The organism is Microbispora triticiradicis (assembly GCF_005864065.1).
GTDB classification, from domain to species: domain Bacteria; phylum Actinomycetota; class Actinomycetes; order Streptosporangiales; family Streptosporangiaceae; genus Microbispora; species Microbispora triticiradicis.
Genome location: NZ_VANP01000020.1, coordinates 73,271 through 100,016 on the forward strand (window position 1 = coordinate 73,271; position 26,746 = coordinate 100,016).

Genomic DNA, 26,746 nt, shown 5'->3' on the forward strand with positions numbered 1-26,746 from the left:
CTCCTGCGACCCGGCCGAATCAGCCGCCCGCGCGCAGCTCGATGAGAGTGATCTCGGGTGGGGCGCCCACCCGGACGGGCGGGCCCCAGAAGCCCGCGCCCCGGGTGACGTAGATCTGGGTGTCGCCGCCGCCCTGGCGCGGCACGCTCGCGAGCCCCGCCACCACGGGCTGCTGCAACGGCACGAGCAGGTTGAACGGCGCCATCTGGCCGCCGTGGGTGTGCCCCGAAAGCTGGAGGTCGACGCCGTGCGCGGCGGCCTGCGCCACCTGGACGGGCTGGTGGGCGAGGAGCACGACGGGCCGGTCCGCGTCGCGGCCCCCGAGCGCCCTGCCCATGTCCGGACCGTCGCCCGAGAGCGCGCCGTTGAGGTCGTTGACGCCCGCGAGGTCGAGCACGGCTCCCCCGTGCGTGATCTCGACCCGCTCGTTGCGCAGCGGCCGGACGCCGAGCGAGCGCAGCTCCTCGATCCACTCCTGGGGGCCCTCGGCCGTGTAGTACTCGTGGTTGCCGGTCACGAAGTACGCGCCGTACCGGGATTCGAGGGACTTGAGCGGGGTGGCGAGACGGCCGAGCTCGGCCACCGTGCCGTCGACCAGGTCGCCCACGATCGTCACCACGTCGGCCTCCAGGCCGTTGATCATGCGGACGATCCGCTCGGTGTGGCCCCGGCCGGTGAGCGGCCCGAGGTGGATGTCGCTGACGGCCGCGATGCGCAGCCCGCTCATCCGCGGATCGAGCCGCGGCAGGCGGACCGGCACCCGCTCGATCACCGGATCGCCGAGGGCCCGGGTCACGCCGTAGCCCACGGTCGCGAGCGCTCCCGCCGCCACGACGGCGGAGGCCGTACGCGAGATGAACAGCCGCCGGTCGATCGCCGGCGCGTCCGCTCCGGGTCCTCCCCCGGCCGGTCGGCCTCCGGAAGCGGCCACCGGAGTCGCGGGGTCCGGCGCGGCCGGCCCCGGGACCGCGGAGGACTCCCCGGCCACCGTACGGGCGAGGACCGACGCGTCCTCGGCGTCGTCCACCGCACCGTCCACCGGGGCCGTGCCCGGGGTGGTGCGGCGGCCTCTCGCCAGGGCGAACGCCGCGATCGCCCGGGGCACCTCCGCCACCAGGCCGAACACGAAGAGGTAGAACATCAGGGCCAGCCACAGGTAGCCGGGCCAGGCGACGACGCGCACGACCTCCACGCCGGAGAGCCGGCTCCCCGCCATGGTCACCACCATCAGGGCGGCCAGGACCACGAGCGCCCACGTCAGCACCCGGCGGAGGCGCGAACCCGGCGTCGTCGACGCCCGGACCAGCCGCCGCCACAGATAGACGTGCACGACGGCCACCGCCGTCAGGATCATGACCAGGAACCCCACGAGATCTCTCCTCGACCGGCTGACGATCAGGGGCCGGCTGACGACGATGCTACGAGGAGCCACCGGCGGCCGCGTTCCCGGGAGCCGTGGCCAGAACGATCACCGGCAGGCCCTTCCGGTGAAAGTTTCACCTCCGAGTCGGCCCGATGCCGCGCCACCATCGGCGATCTTTGCCCCTGACCAGGAGCAAGCGGACGATCGCGGCAGAAACGTCCCTCAGACGTGGCCCCGGCGACTCCCCCGGGTGCCGACACCGACCGAACGACAACGAGGTGACACATGAGAAGTCCCCGCTACCTGGCCTGGCTGGCCGCAGGGGCGGCGGTCGCCGCGGCGATCGCGCTCTCCGGCGTGCCCGCCGGAGCGGTGGCCGCCACGCCCACCCCCAGCCCGAGGCCGTCCGCGGCCCCGTCGCCGAGCGCCGAACCCGGCGCGCCGACGACACCGTCCAACGTGCAGCTGTGCCCGCCGCCGGTGCCGACCGGCACCACCCAGGGGTACGTCGGCCTGTGCTGGAGCGCGTCCACCGACGACGTCGGCGTCACCGGCTACGAGGTCTACCGGCTCACGGCCGACGGCTTCGTCAAGGCGGCGTCGACCACCAGCACCCTCACCGTGTTGAGCGGGCTCGTCTACGGCAAGGTCTACACCTTCTACATCGTGGCCAAGGACGCCGACGGCCACACGAGCCCGCCGACGGCGCTGATCAACACGCGGGCCGTATCCGGCATGGTGGTCAGCCCGAGCCCGATCCCCGGAGACAGCACCCCGCCCAGCAAGCCGACCGGGCTGCGCGACAACTGCGTGGCCGACTTCCCCGGCACGGCGTTCTGCTGGACGGCCTCGACCGACGACGTCGGCGTCACCGGCTACGCCATCTACCGGCTGACCTCGACCGGCTGGCTGCTGGTCGGAACCCGGACCTCGCCCTACTTCATGGAGGGCAACCTCACGACGTACGCCAGGTACACCTACATCGTGGTGGCCAGGGACGCGGCCGGCAACGTCAGCGTGCCGTCCGACCCGATCACCACCACCGCCCTGCCGGGGTTCCCCACGCCGAGCCCCTCCGTAAGCCCCACGCCGACGCCGAAGTCCACACCCACTCCCAACTGCAAGGTCGCCTACACCCAGTCGACCTGGTGGACGGGCTTCTCCGCCAGCGTGTCGATCACGAATACGGGCAGCACGCCGATCTCGGGCTGGACGCTGCGGTTCGCCTTCCCGTCGGCGGGCGAGCGGATCACGCAGGGATGGTCGGCCGACTGGAACCAGGGACCGGATAACACCGTCACCGCTTCCAACATGGCCTGGAACGCCAACATCGCTCCCGGCGCGTCCGTGAGCATCGGTTTCAACGCCTCGCACACCGGCGTCTCCGACGCGCCGAGCACTTTCTCGCTCAACGGCGCGCCCTGCGCCATGGCCTGACCGCTCCCCGGGCGCGACCCGCGCCCGGATCCGACGCCGCACCCCGGTGGCGGCCGTGCCGCCACCGGGCCGCCACCGGGGTCACGCGGTCAGGACTTGGCGGCGGGCTTCTTCGTGGTGGTCCTGGCCCGGGTGGTGGTCCGCTTGGGGGCGGGCGCCCGCTCCCGCCGGTCGGCCAGCAGCTCCGCCGCCCGCTCCAGCGTGATCTCCTCGACCGTGTCGCCCTTGCGCAGCGACGCGTTGGTCTCGCCGTCGGTGACGTACGGGCCGAAGCGGCCCTCCTTCACCACCACCGGCTTCTTGGAGTTCGGGTCCTCGCCCAGCTCCCGCAGCGGCGGAGCGGCGGCGGCACGGCCGCGTCCCCGCGGCTTCGGCTGGGCGAACAACTCCTTGGCCTGCTCGATCGTGACCGTGAGCAGGTCCTCCTCGGACGCGAGCGACCGCGAGTCTGTGCCCTTCTTGATGTACGGCCCGAACTTGCCGTTCTGCGCCGTGACCTCCTCGCCGTCGATCGCGCCCACCACACGCGGCAACTGGAGCAGCATCAGCGCCTGCTCCAGCGTGATCGTGTCCAGGTCCATCGTCTTGAACAGCGAGCTGGTGCGCGGCTTGGGGGCGTCGGCCTTCTTCGTCCGCTTCCTGCCGTCCGCCGGCGCCGGCTCCTCGGGCAGGATCTCCGTGACGTACGGGCCGAACCGGCCGTCCTTGGCGACGATCCTCCGGCCGGTGGCCGGGTCGACGCCGAGATCGCGGTCGCCGCTCGGGCGCGAGAACAGCTCCTCGGCCTTCTCCGCGGTCAGGTCGTCGGGCGCCATGTCCTCGGGGATGTTCACCCGGGCGCCGTCGCGGTCGAGGTACGGCCCGTAGCGGCCCACCCTGATCACGATGTCCGTCCCCTTGATCGGGAACGAGCTGATCTCCTTGGCGTCGATCTCCCCGAGGTCGGTGACCATCTCCTTCAGGCCCTCGTCGCCGTCCCCGGCGCCGAAGTAGAACCTGCGCAGTTCGGGCACCCGCTCGGCGCGGTCGTTGGCGATGTCGTCGAGGACCTTCTCCATCTCGGCCGTGAAGTCGTAGTCGACCAGGTTGCCGAAGTGCTGCTCCAGCAGGTTGACCACGGCGAACGCGAGGAACGACGGCACCAGGGCCGTGCCCTTCTTGAACACGTAGCCCCGGTCCAGGATCGTTCCGATGATCGACGCGTACGTCGACGGCCGGCCGATCTCGCGGTCCTCCAGCTCCTTGACCAGCGACGCCTCGGTGTACCGCGCGGGCGGCTTGGTCGAGTGCCCGAGCGCGGTCAGTTCGGCCGCGGTGAGCCGGTCACCCTCGGTCAGCGTGGGCAGGCGCTTCTCCGAGTCGTCCCGGTCGGTCGCGGGATCGTCGGCGCCTTCGACGTACGCCCGCAGGAAGCCGTGGAACGTGATCGTCCGGCCGGTGGCGCTGAACTCGACCTCCACCGGGTCCGCGGCCGTCCCGGCGGAGCCGTCGCCGCCCGCGCCGGACGTGCCGGCGACCTTGACCGACACCGACTCGCCGACCGCGTCCTTCATCTGGGAGGCGACCGTACGCTGCCAGATCAGCTCGTAGAGCCGGAACATGTCCCCGGCGAGCCCGGTCTCGCCCGGCGTGCGGAACTCCTCCCCCGACGGCCGGATCGCCTCGTGCGCCTCCTGGGCGTTCTTGACCTTGCTGGTGTAGACGCGCGGCTTGTCCGGCACGTACGCCGCGCCGTACAGCTTGATCGCCTGGCTGCGGGCCGCGGCGACGGCGGTCTCCGACAGCGTGATGCTGTCGGTACGCATGTAGGTGATGAAGCCGTTCTCGTACAGCCGCTGGGCCACCTGCATCGTGTACTTCGCGGAGAAGCCCAGCTTGCGGCTCGCCTCCTGCTGCAGGGTGGTCGTCCGGAACGGCGCGTACGGCTTACGCGTGTACGGCTTGCGCTCCACCGAACGCACCGCGTACGAGGCGCCGGCGAGCCGTCCGGCGAGGGCGGTCGCGGCGGCCTCGTCGAGGTGCAGGATGTCCGGGCTCTTGAGCCGGCCGGTGGAGGCGAAGTCGCGGCCCTGGGCCACGCGCCTGCCGTTCACCCCGGTCAGGGTGGCGGAGAAGGTCCGGGGGTCGTCCCCGGCCCGGCCGGTGTCGAACAGCGCCTGGAGGTCCCAGTAGGCGGCCGCGGTGAACGCCATCCGCTCCCGCTCGCGCTCCACGACCAGGCGGGTGGCGACCGACTGCACGCGCCCGGCCGACAGCCGCGGCTTGACCTTCTTCCACAGGACAGGACTGACCTCGTAGCCGTACAGGCGGTCGAGGATGCGCCGGGTCTCCTGGGCGTCGACCAGGCGGAGGTTGAGGTCGCGGGGGTTGGACACCGCGTCCCTGATCGCGTGCGGGGTGATCTCGTGGAACACCATGCGATGCACCGGGATCTTGGGCTTCAGCACCTCGCGCAGGTGCCAGGCGATGGCCTCGCCCTCCCGGTCCTCGTCGGTGGCGAGGTAGAGCTCGTCGGCCTCCTTGAGCAGCTGCTTGAGCTTGGAGACCTGTGCCTTCTTGTCGGGGTTGACGACATAGAGCGGCTCGAACTCGTGGTCGACGTTCACCCCGAGGCGGGCCCAGGCCTCGCTCTTGTACTTCTCCGGGATGTCGTCGGCCTTCTCCGGGAGATCACGGATGTGGCCGATGCTCGACTCGACGATGTAGCCGCGCCCGAGGTACCCGGCGATCGTCTTCGCCTTCGCGGGCGATTCCACGATCACCAGGCGGGTTCCGCCGGCGTTGCCGTTGTTGGCTGGCACGCTGCTTCCTACCTCGCTGTCCGCTGTCGTTCCCCGTGTATCCGGGAGTTTCCGGGTGTTTCACGTGTTTCCGGGTTTCGTGCGCCCCGGCTCACTGACACCCTCGCCGCCCGGGACGGGGGTGCCTACCCCCACCGGGCGCCGTGGAGGCACCGCTTTGAAGGTACCTGCCGCCGCACGTTCCTCCCCCTCGGGCTACCCGGTTCTGTCCGGGAATGTAACTCGCCTGGCGCTGTTATCCACGAGGACGCAGAATAGAGCCCATCGAGTTCCCTAGCACGCCCCGGAGACCAATGGCTGTGCTCGACTACTCCTACCTGGACCTGTATCTGCCGCGTGGCACCCCTCGGGAGGTGGCGCGACAGATGCTGACGGAGCATGCCGAGCACGGAGACTGGGAATTGGAGCGGCTGCGCCTGTATCCCGACGGCAGCAGGCGCGTCCGGCTGCGTCGGAAGATCATACGGGCCGCTCGGACGATGTGAGCCGCGGAGGCGGCGACGCCACGGTCAAAAAGAGCTTTGCCCGCCCCGGGCCGCGCCCCCGGAACGGGCAAAGCGTCGATGCCCTCCTCCACTGGCCGGGAGGCGGCGTCCTGGTGGCCCGCGCCGGGCCCGTACGACGAGCGGCTGGTTCGCCGCCGCCGTGCCCGGCGCGAGCGTGATATCCCTCGCGTCCTCAGCCGGGCGCGTCGTTCTTCACGCGCCCGGCCGTCCGGCTACCTGCGGCCGAAGCGGAAGCGGCGGGTGACGGCGAACAGGCTCGCCGAGACGGCGAACATGGCACCGAGGACCAGTGCGGCGAACGAGCCGGCGTTCATGCCGGTCAGCCCGACGGGCTGCTCGGCGCTCATGAGACCGAGCTTGCCCAGCGGGAGCACCTCGGTGGTCTTGCCGAGGTCGCCGGTCGGCAGGTTCCGCGTGGCGTCGGCCACGGGCAGCGAGGCGGTGGCGTCGTCCAGCGTCCGCTGGGCGGGCAGCGTGCGGGCCGTGTCGTCGAGCGAGCCCGCGGCCGGCAGCGCGCCGGTGGCCTTGGACACGACGGCGGCGGGGTTGCCGACGGGGGCCACGCCCTTCACGCCCTTGCCCGCCGGGACGGGCGGGGCGGCCGGCAGACCCGGCGTCTCCGGCAGGCCGAGCATGTTCGGCAGGTTGCCGATCACCGGCCCCGAGGGCGCTGCGGGGGCGCTCATCGGCTGCATGGTGTGGGCGCCCGACAGCACCGGCATGGCGGGCGTGGCGGGCACCATGGAGCCGCGCGCGGCCCTGTGCTGCGGGTGCGGCCGGTAGCCGTGGGGACCCCAGCCGCCCACCTTGGCCCCGCCCAGGCAGCCCGCGGCGGCGTCGCCCAGCACGGCGACGGCGTTGCCGCAGACGTTGACCGGCGCTGCGATCGGCGCGACCACCTGGTTGCCCGCGACAATCCCGTGGCGACCGGAGGTCACGTTGCCGCCCGCACCGGCGCCGCCGCCGACCACCGCGGCCCCGCCCCGGCAGCCCGCGTGGGCCTTGCCGAGCGCGGCGACGGCGTTGCCGCAGACGTTGACCGGCGCCGTGATCGGCGCGACCACCTGGTTGCCGCCCAGGATCGAGGAACGGCCGGAGGTGACGTTGCCGCCGGCGCCCCAGCGGCCGCCGTGCCCGCCGCCGATCACGCTCGCGCCGCCGCGGCAGCCCGCGAAGGCGTCGCCGATGACCGCGATGGCGTTGCCGCAGACGTTGACCGGCACGGTGATCGGCGCGACCACCTGGTTGCCGCCGCCGACGCTGTGCGTGCCGTTGGTGACGTTACCGCCCGAACCGCCGGACCAGCCGCCGTGACCCCCGTGACCGCCGTGACCGCCGTGACCCGGCCTGGACCCGCCGTGGCAGCTGCCCGAGCCGTTGCCGCACACCTCGACCGGTGCGGTGATCGGCGCGACCACCTGGGTGCCGCCACCCACGGAGTAGCGCCCGTCGGTGTCGTGACCACCCGAACCGGGACGGGGCCGGTGGTGACCGCCGTGGCCGTACCCACCGTGACCGCCGTGACCTCCGGGGCCGCCCACAAACGAGCCGCCGCGGCAGCCCGAGAACGCGTCGCCCAGGACGGCGACGGAGTTGCCGCAGACGTTGACCGGCACGGTGATCGGCGCGACCACCTGGTTGCCGCCGAGGACCGAGGAGCGGCCGCTGGTGCGGTTGCCGCCGGCGCGGACGGCCGGACCGGCGCCACCCACGTAGGCGCCGCCGCGGCACCCCGCCGTGGCATCGCCGAAGATGGCGATGGAGTTGCCGCACAGGTTGATCGGCGCGGTGATCGGCGCGACCACCTGGTTGCCGCCGCCGACGCTGTGCGTGCCGCTGGTGACGTTGCCGCCCGCGCCGCCGCGGCGACCCGGACCCTTGACGGCCGCACCGCCGCGGCAGCCCGCTCCGGACTCGCCGAGGACGGCGACCGCGTTGCCGCAGACGTCGATCGGGGCGGTGATCGGCGCGACCACCTGGTTGCCGCCGAGGACGCTCCCCGCGCCGGAGGTGCGGTTGCGCCCGGCGCCCTGGCCCGCGCCCTGTACGGCCGCGCCGCCCAGGGACGAGCCATGGGACTCTCCCGCGACCGCCACCGCGTTGCCGCTGATGTCGATCGGCAGGGTCACCGGGATGTCGACCTGGTTGCCGCCGAGGACCGAGTGGCTGCCGTCGGTGTCGGCGAAAGCCGTACCGCTGCCGAGGGCCATGACGCCGACGGCGAGAAACGCCGCGGAGGCCGAGCCCTTCGCCCACGTTCGCATGATGAATGCTCCTAGTGGTTCTTCTTAGGGGGTTACCTGACAGCTCGCGACTTCTGTCCACGCCGAATGAGCACAGCGGAGCGGTGGACGGTCACGAGGATGGGAGATTCCGCGTCACCCGCGCGGGAGCCTGCCGCCTGGGCACCACAGGTCAGGGCAGACGGTGGCACCGGTCGCCGTACCGAGGCGGACCGGCGCGAAGGCGGGATCAGTCAGGAGAGAAAGACGGGTCGTCCGCCGCTGTGCGGACCACCGGGGGAACAACCGCCGCCAGTGGGGCGGGCAGGGTGGTGAGACGCGGCTCGAACACAGGCCGCGCGACATCCCCGAACAGGATGCTTCCACCGCTTGTCTGCGGGACCAGGCCCTGGTCTGCGGGCGCGTGGTCCGCGGTGGACGGCGGAGGGAGCATGGGCTTCGACTGGCTGGTCAGCCCGTCGACCGTGCGCCCCGCCATCGCCTCGGCGTTCACCGAGGTGTCGTCAGCCGCCGTGGGGAAACCGTCGGCACTCTTCCCGTGAGACCTCGCCACGCCTGCGGCGCCCGGCGAGGGCGGCAGGCCGAGGTCCGGACCGGAGAGACGGTCAGGAAGAACCGACCCGGCGGCGTCAGGTGAGGGTGCGGCCCCGGCGGCGGAGGTCGCCGTACCGAAGACGCCGAGAAGCACACCGAGCAGCCATGCGGCGGCGATCAGCCCGCCGACGACCAGCAGGCGGCCCGATCGGGAGCCGGCCGCGAACCGCGCCATCCGGCTCCGCTCGTGGCGGCCGGGAGACGTGACGGGCACGCCGGGAACGGCGAAGGGCGAAGACGCCCCCCACTGCTCCTGCGACGTGCTCGTCACGCGACCTCCCCATACCGCTGAGCCGACATCCGGCCGACTCGACCCGGAGCGGATCAACCCTCAACGGAGAGTCACTGTAGCGGCACGGCACGTGATCGCAACAGCTTTCTCAGCAGTATTCGAGGAAACGGTCAAGGACCCGGACGCCAAACTGGAGCGAATCCACCGGAACCCGCTCGTCGATGCCATGGAACATCCCGGAGAAGTCCAAGTCCTCGGGAAGCCGCAGCGGCGCGAAGCCGTACCCGCTGATGCCGAGGCGGCTGAAGGCCTTGAGGTCGGTGCCGCCGCTCAGCGTGTACGGCACCACCCGCGAACCCGGGTCCTCCTCGTGCAGCGCGTCGGCCATGGCCTTGACGAGCGGGCCCTTGAAGGGCGTCTCGACCGCGACGTCGTGGTAGACGAACTCCCGTGTCACGTTGGGCCCGAGCAGCTCGTCCACGGTCTGGAAGAACTCGTCCTCGTACCCGGGCAGGAACCTGCCGTCCACGTGCGCGGTCGCGGCCTGGGGGATGACGTTCGCCTTGTAGCCGGCCTGGAGCATGGTCGGGTTGGTCGTGTTCTTGAGCGTCGCGCCGATCATGCGGGCGAGCGGGCCGAGCGTGGCCACCGCCGCCTCCGCGTCCTCGGCCCTGACCTCGGTGCCGAAGACCTCCTCGAAGAACGCCTGCACGGTCGGCGTGAGCCGCACCGGCCACTTGTGGCGGCCGATCCGGCCGACCGCCTCGGCGAGCTCGGTCACGGCGTTGTCGTCGTTGAGCATCGAGCCGTGCCCGGCTCTGCCCTTGGCGGTCAGGCGCATCCAGGCGATGCCCTTCTCCGCCGCCTCGATCAGGTACAGCCGCCCCTTTTCCGTGGTCACGCTGAAGCCGCCGACCTCGCCGACGGCCTCGGTGCAGCCCTCGAACAGCTCCGGGTGCCTGCCCGCCAGCCACTGGGCGCCGTAGTGGCCGCCGGCCTCCTCGTCAGCGGTGAAGACGAGGACGACGTCCCTCGGCGGCCTGCGTCCCTCGCTCAGCCGCCGCCGTACGACGGCGAGGATCATCGCGTCCATGTCCTTCATGTCCACGGCCCCGCGGCCCCAGACACAGCCGTCGGCGACCTCGCCGCTGAGCGGGTGGTGCGTCCAGTCGGCGGCGTCGAAGGGCACGACGTCCAGATGACCGTGCAGGAGGAGGGCATCCCGGCTCGGGTCGGCGCCCTCCACCCGGGCGACCACGTTCGCCCGGCCCTTGTCGGACTCCAGGATCCGCGGTTCCAGGCCGACCTCCGCCAGCTTTCCGGCCACGTACTCCGCGGCCTCGCGTTCCCCGGGGCCCGTGTTGTCCCCCGCGTTCACCGAATCGATCCGGATCAGGTCGCGGCACAGCTCGACGACCTCGTCCTCCCCGAAGCGTGGGGTCATTGCGCCTCCTCCTACCGGACGGTCGCCCAGGGGCCGGACCCGCCCGTGTCTGTCACGTCGTACGGCTCGCGCCTCCATCCTGCCGCCGTACAGGCGTGTCCTTCACCCCCGGGCCGCCGCACGCCGTTCGGAGGGGCTGATTCCCGGTATGAAGCAGGGCGGAGAGAGTGCTAACCTGTATCAGCCGACGCGGGATGACGATCCCGCGTGAGGCACCACGTCCGGGTGGCGGAATAGGCAGACGCGCTAGCTTGAGGTGCTAGTGCCCAGTGATGGGCATGGGGGTTCAAGTCCCCCCTCGGACACAGAATGAGCCCCGGTCCTGTGCGGGTCACAGGTCCGGGGCTTTCACATTCCGGCCTAGCGCATACGTCATGTTCGGCCTGATTCCGATCATGGATCGGAAGCCCCCGACCCGCCGTCATCCGCTCTCAACACATCCGCTGACGTACCGCGCGAACCGTCGCTTCATCGTGGACAACACGTGATCGGGGTCGGCGGTCCAGATGTCGGCGTTGAAGATCTCGACTTCGATGTCACCGCGGTAGCCCGCGGCCTCGACACCGGCGGTGAGTGAGTGGAAGTCGATCACACCGTCGCCCATCATGCCGCGACCGAGCAGCGTGTCGGCGGGGAGCGGCACGAGGAAGTCGCTCACCTGGTAGCTCGCGATCCGGTCACCGGCCCGCTCGATCTGCGTCAGCACCTCGGGATCCCACCAGAGGTGGAAGGTGTCGACCACCACCCCCACCTGCGCGGTCGGGTACGGCTCCGCCAGGTCGAGCGCCTGGGCGAGGGTGGACAGCACCGCGCGGTCGGCACAGTACATGGGGTGCAGCGGCTCGAGCGCGAGCCGTACGCCGCGCTCGGCGGCGTAGGGGACCAGGGCGGTGAGTGCGTCGGCCACGCGAGCCCGGGCGTCGGCGAGATCCCGGCTGAAGCCGGGTCCGCGCGCGCCGCCGGGTGCCATTCCGGGCAGGCCGCCGACCACGAGCACCAGGCAGGCGGCGCCGAGGGCGGCGGCCTCGTCGATCGCCGCGCGGTTGTCGTCGAGACCGCGGTCGGGGCCGGTCAGGAAGCCGCCCCGGCACAACGAGGAGACGCGCAGCCCCGCGTCTGTGACCAGCGTCGCGGTCTCCGCCAGGCCATGCTCGGCCACGGCCTCCCGCCACAACCCGATGGCGGGGATCTCATGACGTACGCAGCCGTCGACGGCTTCGCGCACCGACCAGCGCCGGGTCGTCCACTGGTTGAGCGAGAGCCGCTCGATCGCCGTCATTGCGTCACTCCCGCGGTGTTGAGCAGATGGCGCATGCGTGCGGCGGCCAGGTCGGGGTCGGGCAGGAGCCCGGCCTGGTCGGCGAGGCGGAACACCTCGGCCAGGTGGAGGATCGACCGGGCGCTGTGCGCGCCGTTCACCATCACGAAGGCGTCCTGGTGCCCCGCCAGCCAGGCCAGCAGGACGATGCCGGTCTTGTAGTGGTAGGTCGGGGTTTCGAAGATCTTCCGGGCGAGTGGCACGGTCGGGGCGAGAACGGTCTCGAACCGTTCACGGTCTCCGGCGTCGAGCGCCTGCAGGGCGGCCGCCGCGGCGGGCGCGATCGGGTCGAAGATCCCCAGCAGTGCGTGGCTACCACCCGCGATCAGCTCCGGGTAGTTGAAGTCGTCGCCGGTGTAGAGCCGCACCCCGGCCGGGAGCCGTTCGCGCAGGCGCACCTCGTGTTCGGCGTCGAGCAGTGACACCTTCACCCCGTCCACGCGGGCGGCATGGTCGTGGACGAGCGCCAGGAACGCCTCCGTGGCGGCCGGAAGATCGCGCGACCCCCAGTATCCGGCCAGCGCGGGGTCGAACATCTCGCCCAGCCAGTGCAGGATCACCGGCCGGTCGGCCTGGCCGAGCAGCCTGCCGTAGATCTTGTGGTAATCCTCGGGGCCGCGGGCGAGGCGGGCGAGTTGCCTGCTGGCCATGACGATGACCCGGGCACCCGCGTCCTGGACCGTCTCCATCTGCTCCAGGTAGCCGGCCACGACCTCCTCCAGAGTGGCCGCTTGGGGCAGGTGGTCGGTGCCGGCGCCGCAGCCCAGCAGGTCGGCCGGGTCGCCGAAATTCCGGGCCTCCGCGGCGCTGCGCCGGATCAGTTCGGTTGTGGCCGTCCAATCCAGGCCCATGTTGCGCTGGGCGGTGTCCATCGCGTCGGCCACCCGCAGCCCGTACGACCACAGGTGGCGGCGGAAGCGCAGGGTCGCGTCCCAGTCGAGGGCCGTACGCGAACCGGGCGCGTGATCGGCGAACGGGTCGGCCACCACGTGCGCGGCGGCGTACACGACTCGACTGGTGGGCGGTGACGGCGGCGGGGCCCAGGCGACCGGCTCACGCATCCGGTAGGTGTCCAGCCGGCGATCCGGTCCGGGCAGTGTGACGGCGGTCATGCCCCCGCCCCGGGCACCTCGACGCGCACGCCCTCCGCCGAGGAGCGCAGGCCCAGCCCCGCGAGCTGCACCCCCCGGGCGCCGGAGGCGAGGTCGTACGGGAACGGGGCGTCCTCCACGACATGGCGCACGAACATCTCCCACTGCGTCTTGAAACCGTTGCCGAACTCCGCGTTGTCCGGCACCTCCTGCCATTGCTCCCGGAACGGCTCGGTCACCGGCAGGTCGGGGTTCCACACCGGCATCGGAGTGGCCGACCGGTGCTGTACGCGACAGCGGCGCAGCCCGGCCACGGCGCTGCCGTGGGTGCCGTCCACCTGGAACTCGACCAGCTCGTCGCGGTTCACCCGCACCGCCCAGGAGGAGTTGATCTGGGCGACCACCCCGCCGGCCAGCTCGAAGATCGCATAGGCGGCGTCGTCGGCGGTCACCTTGTAGGGCCGGCCGTGCTCGTCCACCCGCTCCTCGACGTGCGTCACCGCCCGCGCGGTCACCGCCTCGATGCGGCCGAACAGGTTCTCCAGCACGTACGCCCAATGAGGGAACATGTCCAGCACGATGCCGCCGCCGTCCTCGGCCCGGTAGTTCCAGGAGGGCCGCTGGGCCGGCTGCCAGTCGCCCTCGAACACCCAGTATCCGAACTCCCCGCGCACCGACAGGATCCGGCCGAAGAAGCCGCCGTCGATCAGCCGCCGCAGCTTCAACAGCCCCGGCAGGAACAGTTTGTCGGCGACCACGCCGTTCTTCACCCCCGCCTCGCGCGCCGCCCGCGCCAGGGCGACCGCGTCGTCGAGGTTCTCCGCCGTGGGCTTCTCCGTGTAGACGTGCTTGCCCGCCTCGATGGCCCGCGTGACGGCTCCGATCCTGGCGTTCGTGATCTGTGCGTCGAAGTACACCGCGTTGCGGTCGTCGGCGAGAGCCGCGCCCAGGTCGGTCGTCCAGTCAGGGATGCCGTGCCGGGCCGCGATGGCCTCCAGCTTCGCCGCGCTACGCCCCACGAGCACCGGCCTGAGCGTCACCCGTCGCCCGTCCGACAGCTCGACCCCGCCCTGCTCGTTGATCGCGAGGACCGACCTGACCAGATGCTGGCGGTAGCCCATCCGTCCGGTCACCCCGTTCATTACGACGCCGAGGGTGTCCATCCGTCCTCCTCCATCTGCGGAATCTGACGTGGAAAACGCTTTCCTAGACTACGGAAAGCGCTTTCCAACACGTTGGACCGTACGGCGAGGGCCGCGGGGACGTCAACCGGAGTCCGCGGTTCGGAACACGACCGCAGGCAGGCGAAGATGAGGACCATGGGTGCGAAGCGCGGCGCGGTGACACTGGAGGACGTGGCCAGGCGGGCCGGGGTGTCGCTCGCCACGGCGTCACGGGCCATCAACGGCAGCGCTCGGAAGGTCCGTCCGGAGATCCGCGAGCGTGTGGAGCAGGCGGCGCGGGACCTCGACTACGCGGCCAACGCGCAGGCCCAGGCGGTGGCCCGCGGACGCACCGACGTGGTCGGGCTCGTCGTGCAGGACATCGAGGACCCCTACTTCTCCTCGATAGCCGCCGGGGCGATGCGGGTGGCCGAGGCCAACGGCCTGATGGTCTGCATCGCCAGTGCGGGGCGACGGCCGGACAAGGAGATCGAGTACGTCGCCGCGCTGCGGCGCATGCGGGCGGCCGCGATCGTCATCGCCGGGTCGCGTACGGACGACCGCGACGCGCTCGCCCGGCTCGGCGCCGAGGTCGACGCCTTCGAACGCTCGGGCGGCAGGGCCGTTCTGATCGGCCAGCGACGCCTGCCCGTCGACACGCTGGTCGTCGCCAACCGCTCCGGCGCGCGTGACCTCGCGACCCGCCTCACGGGCCTCGGCTACCGCTCGTTCGGTGTGCTCGCCGGCCCCCGTGGCCTGCTCACCGCGGTGGATCGGCTCGCCGGCTTCGCGGAGGGCCTGAGGAAGGCGGGGGTCGCCCTGTCGCGTGACGCCGTGGTGCACGGGGAGTTCACCAGGGACGGCGGGCACGCGGCCATGCTGGAACTGCTCGCACGAGGGCGCAGCGTGGAGTGCGTGTTCGCGGTCAACGACGTGATGGCGGTGGGCGCCATCGCCGCCCTGCGGACGCTCGGGCTTGAGCGGACCGTGGCCGTCGCCGGATTCGACGACATCACCACGCTGCGGGACGTCATCCCGGCGCTGACAACTGTGCGCCTTCCCCTTGTCGAGATCGGCGAGACGGCGCTGGAGATGGTTCTGCGGGAGCCTTCCGGCCGCCCGCGGTACCAGCGCATCGTGGGCGAGGTGGTCCTGCGGGAGAGCACACCGGGTGTCCGGCCCGCTCATCCGGCCCCTGTGGGGGCCGCGGAACCGCTCCCCACGGGACCGGCCTCGTCCACGTAGCGGCGCAGGGTGGCCGCCTCGCCGGTCAGCATGCCCGGGTCGTCGCCGGGGACGAACTCGAGGGAAGCGTCGATCCTCCTGCCGGTCGACGCCAGCACGCCCAAGACCGCCCGCCACAGAGCCGCGCGGTGGTCGAGCGGGAGGCGATCCTCGGAGGTGGGCCACCAGCTGAAGACGTGCACCGCGTCCACGTGGTCCAGCACGGTCCGCAGTCCCGCCAGCGCCTCGTCGTCGGGCATGCCGTTCGGCGGCTGCCAGTAGGTCCGCAACCCGGGAACCTCGTCCAGCATCGACAGCGCGGATGCGACCTCGTCGGTGAGCGTGCCGGCGTGGAACTCGGTGGCGACCACGATGTCTCCCGCGCTGTCCACGCACCGCTTCAGGCGGTCGAGCGTTCTGCGGCGATCCGCCGGGCCGGAGGACGCGGAGGCCAGGTCGCCCGCCCAGACCCTGACGCGGGGTGCGCCCAGCGCGCGGGCGGCGGCAAGCACCTGCCGCCACAGGCGCTCGGCCTCCTCCGGATCGGCGGGAACGCCCGCCCGGTAGTACGAGCCCAGGGCCGAGACCGACAGGCCCGCCGCTCTCGTCGCCTCGCCCAGGCGGGCGGCTCCTGCCTCGTCGCCCAGCCGCACATGGGCGTCCTGACCCCATTCGATGTGCTCCAGCCCGGCCCGCCGGGCAAGTGCGATGATCCGCTCGGGGGGAAGCGGCCGATAGGTGACGCTGCACATCCCCGCCGTCAGAAGCCGCGGCGGCGCGCTGTTCGTGACCAATCAGGCCTCCTGACGATGCGCAGCTGCCGGGGAGAGGAGCGGGGCGACGACGAACCGCATGGTGGCCCAGGCGACGTACAGAAGCGGAGAGCACACCAGGAGAAGGCCTGTCATCGGCTTCAGCAGGATGACGGCCACGGCCAGGCCGAGCACGGCGATGCTGAGAGCGGTCAGGTACCAGCGCCGCGCCACGAGATAGAGACAGGGCAGCACGAGAGGGCGCAGCCGCACCGGCCCTGACGCGTCGGCCAGCAGCACCACCAGCGTGAAGACCACCGTCATCACCAGCGCCGACATCGTGACGAAGAACGGGACCAGTGCCGGTCCCCAGGTCGTGGGCGCGACGGCGGCCACGTCGACGACCAGCACGCTCACGGCCGCGACGCCGCCCGCCCAGACGAGGAGCGCCCGCGACGCCGCCCGCCGGTACGAGCACCGGAATACGCGCAGCACGTCCGTCGATCCCTCTCCCAGCCCGGCGAAGCATCCGAACGCCCCGGCCAGCGCCGGCCCGCACGGCAACGACAGCACGGCGAAGAAGGGCCACGACGCGATCGGGTCCCTCACGATCGCGAGCGCGGCGAGGAGCGGCGCGCACGTCAAGGCGAGCAGGACGTTGGTCATGAGCCCGACGTAGACGGTGGAGAACAGTCTCTCGTACGTCTCCTGCCGGGCCGGTCTGAGCAGGCGCGGCGCTCTCGCGGCGCCGTGAGGGCTCATCACTTGAGTCCGCTCGTCGCGATGCCGCGGATGAAGTACCGCTGCCCGATCAGGAAGAGGACCACGATCGGCAGCACCGACAGCACGGCGCCTGTCATGATCATCGCGTACTCGGTGTCGTACTGGCCGACGAACGAGCGCAGGCCGAGCTGGACGGTCCACAGCTCGTTACTCGTCAGGTAGATGAACGGCCCCATGTAGTCGTTCCACGTGTTCACGAACGTGAGCAGGGCGAGGCTGGCGAGCGCCGGTTTGGACAGCGGCAGCATGATGCGCCAGTAGATGCCGTACTCGCTCAGGCCGTCGATGCGTGCGGCCTCGCACAGGTCGTCCGGGATCGACATGTAGTACTGCCGCATGAGAAAGACGCCGAACGCGCCGAACGCCTGAAGCAGGATGATCGACCAGTAGGTGTTCGTCAGCTCCGCGCGCTGCATCATGATGTACTGCGGCACCATGTACGCCTGCCACGGCACCGCGATGGTGGCGATGTAGGCCAGGAACAACGCGTCCCTGCCGGGAAAGCGCACCTTGGAGAACCCGTAGGCGGCAAAGCTGCCTGTCAGAAGCTGCAGGAGGGTGATGGCGCCCGACAGGAAGACCGAGTTGCCCAGGTAGGTCGTCATCGGGATCCGGTCCCAGATCTCGACGAAGTTCGACCAGCGGAACTCCCGCGGGACCCACTCGACGGGAACGGTGAGAACCTCGTTGTTTCGCTTGAGCGAGGACGACACCATCGACGCGAACGGCACCAGCACGAGCAGGGCCACCGTGAGGAGGCACACGTACGCCAGCGCCGTCCGGACCAGACGCGGTCCCCGGGAACGGGGGCTCGCGGATCGGCCGGGTGGCCGGGGCGGGGCGACGGCCGGGGGAGCATCGGGCAGCGCGGTCATCGGGTGCTGCTCCGTTCGTTGAGGCGGAACTGGACAACGGTCACGGCGAGCACGATGACGAAGAGCACCAGGGCGATGGCCGAGGAGTAGCCGAACCGCCCCTCGGTGATCCCCTCCCGGTAGACGAGCTGGGCCAGGACCAGCGTGCTGCGTCCGGGCCCGCCGTCGGTCATGACCACGATGAGGTCGAGCACCTTGAAGCTCTGGATCGTCAGCATGACGACGACGAAGAACGTCGTGGGGCGCAGGCACGGCAGGGTGATTCTCCAGAAACGCTGCCATGCGCCGGCGCCGTCCACCCGGGCGGCCTCGTAGTACTCCTTGGGGATCGTCTGCAGACCGGCGAGGAAGAGCACCATGTAGTAGCCCATGTCCCGCCACACGCTCGTGACGATCACGGCGGGCATCGCCCAGTCGGTGCTGGCCACCCATCGGGGCGGGTCGTCGACGCCGAGCGCGTGGAGGAGCTGGTTGACCGGTCCGGCGGTCGGGTTGAACAACATGTTCCACACGACGGCCACCGCGACCAGAGAGGTGATGTACGGGAAGAACGCCGCAGTGCGGAAGAACTGCACTCCGCGGAGCTTGCGGTCGAGCGCGACCGCCAGGCCGAGCGCCGCCACCAGCGTGAGCGGGATGTGGCCGACGGCGTAGTAAAGGGTGTTGCGGAGCGCGACGTAGAAGTTCTCGTCACGCAGCAGCCGCCGGAAGTTCTCCAGCCCCACCCACTCGGGCGTGTTGTAGGAGTCCCATTTCAGGAACGCCAGCACGAACGCCGCGAGCATCGGGATCAGGGTGAACAGCGCGAAGCCGAGGAAGTTCGGAAGGATGAAGCTCCATCCGATGAGGATGCGGTGCCAGGCGGGTCGCCTCCGAGGCGGACTTTCGGACGCCGATCGGGTTATTGCATGAGCCATAGCCGTCCTTCGTGACCTCCTGCTCTTTCACGGAGATGTGGCGGGCTCTCAGTGCCTCCGGAACCCGCCACCGTTCCCTAGTTGAGCACTTCGCTCTTCACGCGGTCACCCATCGAGCGGATGCCCTCGTCGATCGACTTGTCGCCGACCATGATGAGCTCGTGTTCCTCGTTGAGGATCGTGTCGACGTCGGAGGTGTGCTCACTGACGGGCATCTCCAGCACGACCTTGTCGGGCTGGAAGGCCTTCTTGGACAACTCGTCGGTGGGCATCCCCGCATTCGAGAAGTACGCCTGGGTGATTTCGGGGGTCTGCAACGCCGGTACCACGCCCACCTTGCTGACCGCCTCGGCGCCGGCCTGGCCCGCCGCGAACTGCACGAACTTCTTGGCCACGTCCGCGTGTGCCGCCCGCTTGTTCACCGCGAAGGCGGTCGGCGAGCCGAACGTCGTTATGCCGGTGGCACCCTGCCGCTGTGGCATCGGCGCCAGGGCCCAGTCGACGTCCGTGGCGCCCTTCTGCTTCTGCCCAAGGATGCCGGAGATGTACCAGGTGCCCATCGGCAACATCGCCGTGGCGCCGCTCTCGAAGATCGGGCGGTAGTCGGACTTCTGTGCCTTCGCCGTGCCGAAGTCGAGGGTCGCGCCGTCCTTCTGCAGCCCGAGGGCCATCTCGTACTGGTCCCTGAAGAAGGAGTAGTCACCGCTGAGCTGGTCGCCGCCGGTCTGCGCGGCGGAGATGGCCTGCACCACCGACCGCCAGGTGTGATGGTAGGTGCCGTAGACCTTCTTACCCCCCTCGTCGTGCGTGAGGCTCCGGGCGAGCTTGGCGTACTCGTCCCAGGTCAGCTGGGGGGGCATCGTGACGCCCGCCTTCTCGAAGTACTTCTTGTTGTAGTACAGCAGCCAGAAGTCCTGCCGGAACGGCAGCGCGTAGTACTTGTCCTTCACGTTGAACGCGGGCAGGCCGGCCAGCTTCGAGGTGTCGGTCGACCTGACCACGTCGGTGATCTCCAGGAGCTGCCCGCGGCTGGAGTAACGCGAGTAGTCCGTGACGTTCTTCATCGTGATGACGTCGGTCTCGTCGCCGCCCGCCAGCATGGTCGTGACCTTGTCGGCGTAGTCGTCGGCGAGGATGTCCACCGGTTTGATCTTGATGCCGGGGTTCGCCCGCTGGAAGGCGTCGAACAGCGCCGTGAACTCGGGGGTCTTGGCGAGGTTCCACACGGAGACGGTCAGGGTGACGTTCCCGTCGCTCGTCTTCTCGCCGGAACCGCCTCCGCACGCGGTCACCGCCAGCGCGAGTACGACCGCGACTCCTGTGTATCCAATGAAGCGGGGTCGCCCCTGGGCCCTTCCCGCCGAGTTTGAAGCGATCATCTATCCGGTTTCCTTCCTGCGCCGGGGTCAGGCACTGACCTTGAATTCGTCTGCGGTCACGATCGCGCGGGGCGGTTGACCGGACAGGTAGCGCTCGAGCTCGCTGAGGGCGCTCTCGCTCATGCGCCGGGTCTCTGATCCGAGGGAACCGGCGACGTGGGGTGTGATCATGACGTTGGGCAGGTCGTACAGAGGTGAGGTCGCCGGGAGCGGCTCCGGGTCGGTCACGTCGAGGATCGCGTCGAGGCGCCCCCGGGAGCACTCGCGCTCCAGAGCCGTGGTGTCCAGGACCGCACCACGCGCCGTGTTGATCACAGTGGCCCCGTCCGGCAGCTGAGCCAGCTCGGCGGCCCCGATGAGGTGGCGGGTGGACGGAAGCGCGGGCACGTGGAGCGTGAGCACGTCGGAGCGCGGCAGCAGCTCGGGCAGCCGGACCAGACGGGCGCCGGCAGCGCTCACCCGCGCCGCGTCCGCGTAGGGGTCCGCGACGAGCACGTCGACCTCCAGACTGCGCAGCCGCTCGACCACCCGGCGCCCCACTCGGGAGAAGCCGACGACGCCGATCGTCCGCCCACGGTTGGACAGCTCTCCGCGACGCTCGGCATACGACCAGTCCTGCCGATGTACGCGCGCGTCCTGTGCGAGGAACGGCACCTTCTTGCCGGCGAAAATGATCGCCGCGAGGGTGAACTCGGCGACCGGGATGGCGTTCTCGTCTGCGGCATTGGTGACCAGGATCTCGCGGCGCCAGACCTCGTCGGTGACGAAGCTGCGCACCGTGCCCGCACAGTGGAAGATCGCCCGCAGCCGGGGCGCATCGGACAGCCGCTCGGCCGTCAGCGGCGGACAGCCCCACGAGGTCACGAGCACCTCGACCTCACGCAGCCGGCGCCGTACGCGCGTCGTGTCGAGGTCACCGGTCGCCACCGGATCGCCGAGCTCGACCAGGGTGCGCAACCGGCGCAGCTGTGGCTCCTGGAACTGCACGGTGAAGTGCGCGGGGTCCATGACCAGCAGGGCCTGCGGCCGTCGTCCGTCCGTCACTCACGATCCTTCCGGAAAGCGCTTACCGGTAGGCCGATCATGTCCACTCGGTTCAATCACGTCAATGCCTTGCAATCACTAGCGATCAGAATGCTCGATCGTTATTGATCAGATGGTGGCTACTTCAGCGCGCAGTGTTGACCCTGCCAGGCCCGGATGCCACCATCGCGTCGGGTTCGGGTTGCGTGGACATCACAGATGTGGATGGCGTCGCATTCGACAGCCGGGGAAGGACATGCGGATGTTGCGCGAGCTCAATGACCTGAAGCTCTCCCCCTTCACCGGGTGGACCCGGGCGCACTGGGCGGCACTCGCCGACCGCGTCCTGCTGTCGGCCCGCCGATACGCCTCGGCCTCTCATGCCCGGATCAGCTTCCCCGGCGCACCTGGAGGGTACGGACCGGACGTCGACGCGCTGGAGGGCTTCGCCCGCACATTCCTGGCCGCCGGATTCAGGGTGGCCGGAGAAGGCGGGCGCGACCCGCTGAACCTCATGGAGTGGTACGCCGAGGGCCTGGCCGCGGGCACCGACCCTGATTCGCCCGACCGCTGGGTGCGCCTGGACGAACACGACCAGGCCAAGGTCGAGGCCGCGTCGATCGCCTTGGTCCTCCACCTGACGCGGCCGTGGTTGTGGGCCCGCCTGACACCGAGGGTGCAGGAGCGGGTGGTGGACTACCTCGCGCCGGCGATCGGCGCGCACTATCCGCCGATCAACTGGATCTGGTTCCAGATCGTCGTCGAGCAGTTCCTCGCCTCCGTCGGCGGCCCCTTCGAACGCGGGGACATCGAGGCGGGCCTCGCGCTGACGGACCGCTTCGCACGAGAGCATGGCTGGTACGCCGACGGCGCGGAGCGCGCCTACGACCACTACGTCGGATGGGCGTTGCACTTCTACCCGCTCATCTGGACCGAGATGGCCGCCGGAGACCCCGAGGCGGACGCGCGACGGCCGGTCTACCTGAACCGGCTCGAGCGCTACCTGCAGGACGCCGTCCATCTCGTCGGCGCCGACGGCTCGCCGCTCATCCAGGGCCGCAGTCTCACCTACCGGTTCGCCGCGGCGACCCAGTTCTGGCTGGGCGCGCGCGCGGGCGTCGCGACGCCCGCGCCGGGTGTCCTGCGCCGCGCCGCCTCCGGTATCGCCCGGCATTTCGCCGACCACGGGGCCCCCGACGAGGAGGGCCTGCTGACGCTGGGCTGGCACGGGCCGTGGCGGCCGATCGCCCAGTCCTATTCCGGACCCGGGTCACCGTACTGGGCGGCCAAGGGTTTCCTCGGGCTGTCCCTCCCCGCCGATCACCCGGTCTGGACGGCGGTCGAGGAGCCCCTGCCGGTCGAGTCCCACGACTACCACCTCATCGTCTCCTCGCCCGGATGGCTCGTCAGCGGAACGCGCGCGGACGGCGTCGTACGGGTGACCAACCACGGCACCGACCACTCCCACCCGGGATCCGCCCTGACCGACTCCCCGCTGTATGCACGCCTCGGATATTCGACGGCCACCTCGCCCGTACTCGCCGGTGAGCACGCCGGCCACCCGCTGGACCAGTCGGTGGTGATCCTCACGGGCAGCGGTGAACCCAGCCACCGCACCGGATTCGAGACCCTTGCCATCGATCGGCTGCCCACCGGGACGCTCGTCGGCGCGTCCCAATGGCAGGCGCACTGGATCGAGCCCGATCGAACAAGCCCCGACCACGGATACGGACGGGCCGGACGGGTGCGCCTCGGCCCATGGATTCACACGATCTCAGTCGTGCGTGGTCCTTGGGAGATACGCCTGATCCAGGTGTCCGCGGCGGGGGGCGAGCAGGGCGCGCTCCGCGTCGGCGGATGGCCACTGCCAGGGGCGGGAACGGCCCTGGCGGCCACGGCCACCGTGTCGAACGGCACCGCACACTCGCGGATCGTAGGTGGGGAAGGGCTGGACGCGTCCGGCGTGGTATCCGCCGAGGACGCCTCGCCACTCGCGGCCCGGATACTCATCCCGTGGAGCGCCACGACTGGACCGGCTCGACCCCACACCTGGTACGACGCGGCGATCTTCCTCGGCGGGCGGAAACCGGGGGAGCCGCCGGCCGTGTGCTGGGACAGCTCCGCGGCGGTCGTCACCTGGCCGGATGGCAATGTCGACAGGCTGGAAGCCCACCTCACAATGAGGACGAGCGGACGACCAGGCGGGGTTCTATGACGACACGGTGCCTGGGACGGTGCGCATCGTCATCCGCCAAGCGCGCCGAGAGGAGCCCGAAAGCCGCATGCCCGACGGCCGACTTGGGCGGACGGACCGCGGTCAGCGGAGGGTCGCAGAGTTCAGCCACCTCGTCGTCGTACGCGACGACGGCAAGATCCTTCGGTATCCGTATGCCGCGTTCCTGACAGGATTCCACCAGGGAGATGGCCTCCGGGTCGGAATGGACGAGCAGCGCGGTCGTCCTGGAAGCGCTGCACCGGTCGAGCAGGTCGTTCAGCGCATGCGGCCACTCGGGGTCTCTGCGGTCGACCGTGTTGGCATCCACCGCGTCGTCAAGCCCGAGGCCAAGCTCCTCGCAGGCCTGTCGCCAACCGCGCCGCACATGCGGACTCGTCGGGCTGTCCATTGTGGTGACCACGCCGATACGCCGGTGCCCCAGCCCGGCCAGGTGCCGTACGGCCATGGCGGCCCCGAACGCGTGGTCGCTCACGACGGACTCCATGGCCTCCCGGTAGGGCCCCACGGCGGCGGCGCGCTCGACGAGGACCACGGGCACGTCGGCGGACTGCAGCCAGCGCACCAGTTCCTCCCCGTCCTCCCCCGTGGTGGTCGGAGCCACCAGGAGGCCGTCCACTCCTACCGAGTCGACGAGCCAGGAGAGCTGACGCCGCTCGTCGGCGGCCTGGTAGGTCGCGCCCCGCAGGACGACGCGCGTGCCGGAGGCGGCCGCGGCCTCGCGCACCCCGCGGATGACGTCGGGCCAGTAGTAGTCCAGCGACGGCACCACCATCCCGACCGTGGCCCGGGTTCCGGCGTCGCCGGCGGCCTCCGGCATCGCCTCGGGAGAGGCTGAGACCTCGGGTATCTGACTGATCAGTGCGTCAGCTGCCATGGTCGCGCCTGGAAGGGCAGCCCCGCCACGGACGCGCCGGATCAGCCCCTGGGACGCAAGGCGGGCGATGTCACGACGAACGGTGATGGCCGAGACATCGAGCTCCGACGCCAACTCGGTGACCCGCAGGACACCGCGTCTCCGAAGCAGCGCGATCACTTGTGCCCGCCGCTCATCCGGAAGCGGTGCGGCTGGGCCGGACACCGTCATTCGCCAACCTCCACCCGCACGTGGATGACTCCCTGTGCCGTCTTCGGCGGGATCGGCGCCGGCCGGGTCAGGCTTCCACCCCACACAGCCGAGAGCATCGGACGTCGAGCAGCGGGACGCGTGTGGTCCGCCATCTGCTCGCCAGAGCTGTTCGCGGTGCCTGCCATCGTCCTCCTTGTCGCTTGGAGAGCAGTGTAGCGATCGAATGTGATCAAAGATGATGCGAGTGTGCCGTGAAACTTTCAGTGCTGCCCGACGGCGACGCGGCGGAGACGCCCGGCAGACGCCCCACATCCGTCCGTGTCTAATCCCGGGATTGACAGATCATCACGGCCTCATGTTTGCTCCCACCCACCACCACCCAGACCCGGGGGAGGAGCCGTCCGGACACTCTGTGTTAACGCTAACACCTTCCTCCACAGACCCTTGTGATCGACTCGCGGCGGTGGATGTTGCCGCTGACTGAGAACTGCCGACCGCCCGCCTCCGGGCCGATCACCGGCTGTCCACCCATCAGCCGCGTCACCAACCTCTCCGAGCAGACATCTAGTGATGGGACATTTCATGGCACTGAGCATGGCGTCTGATCGTTACTTATCAGGACCATCGCGGAGCATCCGGTCGGCGCGCCGATTGCTGATCGTCCTTGTGGTGACCGCGCTCACCGCAGTGGCAGCCCTCGCCCCCGCACCGTCGGCCAACGCCGCCACGAGCCAGTTCCGAGGCATGAACTGGGCCGTGCTGGGTGACAACTTCAGCACCGGCCCGCTGGTCGTGCAGGGCCTGAGCCAGTCCGACAGCAATGCGACGGTACGGGCCAAGGCCAACTCGCTCTACGACAGCATGGAATACCTCATGGGGGTCAACACCGTCCGGCTGCCCATCAACACGCACACCGTTGCCAACACGACCTGGTGGAACGCCTACCGCGGCGCCATCGACGCCGCCGCCGAACGCGGATTCAAGGTCATCCTGGCCTATTGGGAGGACGGCGCCGCCTCCGGCGGCAGGATCACGAACCTCGCCGCATGGAACGCGATGTGGTCCAGCGTGATCAGTACGTACGGCTCGAACGGCAACGTCTACTTCGAGCCGATGAACGAGCCGCACGGCTATTCGTCGTCGGAGTGGCGCAACGTCGCGGCGAACTGGCTCAGCTCCCACCCCTCGGCGGTGCCCGGCCGGGTACTCATCGGCGGCACCGGCTTCAGCCAGGACCTGCGGGACATCTGCAACGACAGCCGCTTCAACTCGACGCTGCTTTCCTTCCACTACTACGCCTTCTTCTACAGCGCGATGACCTACGACGGTTTCCGAAGCCACATGCAGTCGCTTCTGGGCAACTGCGCCTCCCGCGCGGTCGTGACGGAGTACGGTGCGCCGATGTCCACCGGCCTGAACTACGGCGACCCGAACAGCACCGACAACTTCGTGCGTTACCTCCGCGCCGTGACGCAGGTCATGCGGGACAACCAGATGGGCGGCACCTACTGGCCCGCCGTCGGCGGCAAACCGGGCACCATCGGCTACGACTGGTACTCGATGTTCGCTCTCGGCGGCAGCGGCACCACCCTCAACCTGTCCACCCGCAACGGCTACGGCGCCAACCGGGTCCGCTACGGCTGGGGCGACACCGTCGGCGACTCCAGCCCTTCGCCTTCGCCCTCGTCTTCGCCCTCGTCTTCGCCGCAGCCGGACACGTTCTACCGGATCGACGCGCGCCACAGCGGCAAGGCCATGGACGTCCAGCAGGCCAGCACCAACAACAGCGCGCGCATCGACCAGTACACCTACAACGGCAACGCGTGGCAGCAGTGGCGCTTCCAGGACGCCGGCAGCGGCTACTGGCGCGTCATCAGCCGCCACAGCGGGAAGTGCCTCGACGTGACCAGCGCCTCGACCGCCGACGGGGCCGAGCTCATCCAGTACACCTGCGGCACCGGGAACAACCAGCAGTTCCAGATGGTCGCCAACGGTGGCTACTTCCAGCTCCGGGCACGACACAGCGGCAAATGCGTGGACGTACCGGCCGCGTCCACCGCGGACGGCGTGATCCTCAAGCAGTACTCGTGCAACGGCGGCACCAACCAGCAGTGGTCGCGCACGGCCGTCTGACGGTCGTCTCGCCGTGACCGCGGATCCGCGGTCACGTCCTCCCCGGTGCCGCGCTCGTGCTGCGCGCTCGGTGCCGGGGATCCGAAACATGTCGGGCCTGGCCTCGACTGCGACCACTCTCTCCAGGGGGTCGTAGGCGAGGTGCAGGCCCATCCGCATGTGGAGG

General features: G+C 70.4%; 20 protein-coding genes and 1 tRNA gene. 6 read left to right on the forward strand and 15 right to left on the reverse strand.

Going from position 1 to position 26,746, the window contains the following annotated elements; translation table 11 throughout:
- Positions 1-19: 19 nt before the first annotated feature.
- The gene (locus tag FED44_RS32780; RefSeq protein WP_244302461.1) at positions 20-1,369 is read right to left on the reverse strand and encodes a metallophosphoesterase; all 1,350 of its coding nucleotides are present in this window, start codon (positions 1,367-1,369) and stop codon (positions 20-22) included.
- Between the two features lie 279 nt (positions 1,370-1,648).
- Here FED44_RS32780 and FED44_RS32785 point away from each other — a divergent pair, with 279 nt between their 5' ends.
- Entirely contained in the window at positions 1,649-2,800 is a 1,152-nt protein-coding gene (locus FED44_RS32785; protein ID WP_138463092.1) for a cellulose binding domain-containing protein, read from the forward strand.
- 89 nt (positions 2,801-2,889) lie between these two features.
- Here the strand turns inward: FED44_RS32785 and topA are convergent, their stop codons facing one another.
- Positions 2,890-5,601: a type I DNA topoisomerase gene (gene topA, locus FED44_RS32790; RefSeq protein ID WP_138463093.1), complete on the reverse strand. Its 2,712-nt coding sequence runs from the start codon at positions 5,599-5,601 to the stop codon at positions 2,890-2,892.
- Between the two features lie 293 nt (positions 5,602-5,894).
- Here topA and FED44_RS32795 point away from each other — a divergent pair, with 293 nt between their 5' ends.
- Positions 5,895-6,086 (forward strand): DUF5703 family protein, encoded by a 192-nt coding sequence (locus tag FED44_RS32795; RefSeq protein WP_220499497.1) that lies wholly within the window; start codon positions 5,895-5,897, stop codon positions 6,084-6,086.
- A gap of 233 nt (positions 6,087-6,319) precedes the next feature.
- Here the strand turns inward: FED44_RS32795 and FED44_RS37845 are convergent, their stop codons facing one another.
- From FED44_RS37845 to FED44_RS32810, 3 genes are all read right to left on the reverse strand, one after another.
- Positions 6,320-8,371 carry a chaplin family protein gene (locus FED44_RS37845; RefSeq protein WP_138463094.1) on the reverse strand — a complete coding sequence of 684 codons (2,052 nt, stop codon included), beginning with the start codon at positions 8,369-8,371 and terminating at the stop codon, positions 6,320-6,322.
- Positions 8,372-8,579: 208 nt separating this feature from the next.
- Positions 8,580-9,215: a hypothetical protein gene (locus tag FED44_RS32805; protein WP_244302462.1), complete on the reverse strand. Its 636-nt coding sequence runs from the start codon at positions 9,213-9,215 to the stop codon at positions 8,580-8,582.
- Positions 9,216-9,324: 109 nt separating this feature from the next.
- Complete coding sequence (locus FED44_RS32810) at positions 9,325-10,620, reverse strand: M20/M25/M40 family metallo-hydrolase (RefSeq protein WP_111697837.1); 1,296 nt, start codon at positions 10,618-10,620, stop codon at positions 9,325-9,327.
- A gap of 219 nt (positions 10,621-10,839) precedes the next feature.
- Between FED44_RS32810 and FED44_RS32815 the strand changes: the two genes are divergently transcribed.
- Positions 10,840-10,925 (forward strand) — tRNA-Leu (locus FED44_RS32815).
- Between the two features lie 116 nt (positions 10,926-11,041).
- On the opposite strand, the gene FED44_RS32820 is transcribed toward FED44_RS32815, so the two are convergent.
- From FED44_RS32820 to FED44_RS32830, 3 genes are read right to left on the reverse strand one after another with little or no spacing between them, the layout of a single operon-like run.
- Entirely contained in the window at positions 11,042-11,899 is an 858-nt protein-coding gene (locus FED44_RS32820) for a sugar phosphate isomerase/epimerase family protein (RefSeq protein ID WP_138463095.1), read from the reverse strand.
- Entirely contained in the window at positions 11,896-13,050 is a 1,155-nt protein-coding gene (locus tag FED44_RS32825) for a dihydrodipicolinate synthase family protein (protein ID WP_138463096.1), read from the reverse strand. Before FED44_RS32825 ends, FED44_RS32820 begins: the two co-directional genes overlap by 4 nt.
- Positions 13,047-14,192 carry a Gfo/Idh/MocA family protein gene (locus tag FED44_RS32830; RefSeq protein ID WP_138463097.1) on the reverse strand — a complete coding sequence of 382 codons (1,146 nt, stop codon included), beginning with the start codon at positions 14,190-14,192 and terminating at the stop codon, positions 13,047-13,049. Before FED44_RS32830 ends, FED44_RS32825 begins: the two co-directional genes overlap by 4 nt.
- Before the next feature lie 156 nt (positions 14,193-14,348).
- Between FED44_RS32830 and FED44_RS32835 the strand changes: the two genes are divergently transcribed.
- Positions 14,349-15,437: a LacI family DNA-binding transcriptional regulator gene (locus tag FED44_RS32835; RefSeq protein WP_138463098.1), complete on the forward strand. Its 1,089-nt coding sequence runs from the start codon at positions 14,349-14,351 to the stop codon at positions 15,435-15,437.
- Here the strand turns inward: FED44_RS32835 and FED44_RS32840 are convergent.
- The 6 genes from FED44_RS32840 to FED44_RS32865 form a co-directional block, all read right to left on the reverse strand.
- Positions 15,377-16,210 carry a sugar phosphate isomerase/epimerase family protein gene (locus FED44_RS32840; RefSeq protein ID WP_208759300.1) on the reverse strand — a complete coding sequence of 278 codons (834 nt, stop codon included), beginning with the start codon at positions 16,208-16,210 and terminating at the stop codon, positions 15,377-15,379. The genes FED44_RS32835 and FED44_RS32840 overlap by 61 nt on opposite strands.
- Positions 16,211-16,930 (reverse strand): hypothetical protein, encoded by a 720-nt coding sequence (locus FED44_RS32845; RefSeq protein WP_138463099.1) that lies wholly within the window; start codon positions 16,928-16,930, stop codon positions 16,211-16,213.
- The gene (locus tag FED44_RS32850; RefSeq protein ID WP_111697843.1) at positions 16,930-17,826 is read right to left on the reverse strand and encodes a carbohydrate ABC transporter permease; all 897 of its coding nucleotides are present in this window, start codon (positions 17,824-17,826) and stop codon (positions 16,930-16,932) included. Before FED44_RS32850 ends, FED44_RS32845 begins: the two co-directional genes overlap by 1 nt.
- Positions 17,823-18,743, reverse strand: coding sequence for a carbohydrate ABC transporter permease (locus FED44_RS32855; RefSeq protein WP_138463100.1), 921 nt, complete (start codon positions 18,741-18,743; stop codon positions 17,823-17,825). The genes FED44_RS32850 and FED44_RS32855 overlap by 4 nt, the downstream gene beginning before the upstream one ends.
- Positions 18,744-18,820: 77 nt before the next feature.
- Entirely contained in the window at positions 18,821-20,122 is a 1,302-nt protein-coding gene (locus FED44_RS32860; protein WP_138463101.1) for an ABC transporter substrate-binding protein, read from the reverse strand.
- 27 nt (positions 20,123-20,149) lie between these two features.
- Positions 20,150-21,166, reverse strand: a complete 1,017-nt coding sequence (locus FED44_RS32865; RefSeq protein ID WP_244302463.1) for a hydroxyacid dehydrogenase — start codon at positions 21,164-21,166, stop codon at positions 20,150-20,152.
- Between the two features lie 241 nt (positions 21,167-21,407).
- Between FED44_RS32865 and FED44_RS32870 the strand changes: the two genes are divergently transcribed.
- Positions 21,408-23,360, forward strand: a complete 1,953-nt coding sequence (locus FED44_RS32870; protein WP_111697846.1) for a DUF2264 domain-containing protein — start codon at positions 21,408-21,410, stop codon at positions 23,358-23,360.
- Here FED44_RS32870 and FED44_RS32875 read toward each other — a convergent pair.
- Positions 23,320-24,414, reverse strand: coding sequence for a substrate-binding domain-containing protein (locus FED44_RS32875; RefSeq protein WP_208759301.1), 1,095 nt, complete (start codon positions 24,412-24,414; stop codon positions 23,320-23,322). The genes FED44_RS32870 and FED44_RS32875 overlap by 41 nt on opposite strands.
- A 702-nt stretch (positions 24,415-25,116) precedes the next feature.
- Between FED44_RS32875 and FED44_RS32880 the strand changes: the two genes are divergently transcribed.
- The gene (locus FED44_RS32880) at positions 25,117-26,580 is read left to right on the forward strand and encodes an RICIN domain-containing protein (RefSeq protein WP_208759302.1); all 1,464 of its coding nucleotides are present in this window, start codon (positions 25,117-25,119) and stop codon (positions 26,578-26,580) included.
- Positions 26,581-26,746 lie beyond the last annotated feature (166 nt).

Coding starts and splice junctions, on each gene's coding strand:
- FED44_RS32785 (WP_138463092.1), top strand. CDS start 1,649: ATGAGAAGTCCCCGCTACCTGGCCTGGCTGGCCGCAGGGGCGGCGGTC.
- FED44_RS37845 (WP_138463094.1), bottom strand. CDS start 8,371: ATGCGAACGTGGGCGAAGGGCTCGGCCTCCGCGGCGTTTCTCGCCGTC.
- FED44_RS32825 (WP_138463096.1), bottom strand. CDS start 13,050: ATGACCGCCGTCACACTGCCCGGACCGGATCGCCGGCTGGACACCTAC.
- FED44_RS32855 (WP_138463100.1), bottom strand. CDS start 18,743: ATGGCTCATGCAATAACCCGATCGGCGTCCGAAAGTCCGCCTCGGAGG.
- FED44_RS32835 (WP_138463098.1), top strand. CDS start 14,349: ATGGGTGCGAAGCGCGGCGCGGTGACACTGGAGGACGTGGCCAGGCGG.
- FED44_RS32870 (WP_111697846.1), top strand. CDS start 21,408: ATGTTGCGCGAGCTCAATGACCTGAAGCTCTCCCCCTTCACCGGGTGG.
- FED44_RS32850 (WP_111697843.1), bottom strand. CDS start 17,826: ATGACCGCGCTGCCCGATGCTCCCCCGGCCGTCGCCCCGCCCCGGCCA.
- FED44_RS32795 (WP_220499497.1), top strand. CDS start 5,895: ATGGCTGTGCTCGACTACTCCTACCTGGACCTGTATCTGCCGCGTGGC.
- FED44_RS32845 (WP_138463099.1), bottom strand. CDS start 16,930: ATGAGCCCTCACGGCGCCGCGAGAGCGCCGCGCCTGCTCAGACCGGCC.
- FED44_RS32810 (WP_111697837.1), bottom strand. CDS start 10,620: ATGACCCCACGCTTCGGGGAGGACGAGGTCGTCGAGCTGTGCCGCGAC.
- FED44_RS32820 (WP_138463095.1), bottom strand. CDS start 11,899: ATGACGGCGATCGAGCGGCTCTCGCTCAACCAGTGGACGACCCGGCGC.
- FED44_RS32860 (WP_138463101.1), bottom strand. CDS start 20,122: ATGATCGCTTCAAACTCGGCGGGAAGGGCCCAGGGGCGACCCCGCTTC.
- FED44_RS32830 (WP_138463097.1), bottom strand. CDS start 14,192: ATGGACACCCTCGGCGTCGTAATGAACGGGGTGACCGGACGGATGGGC.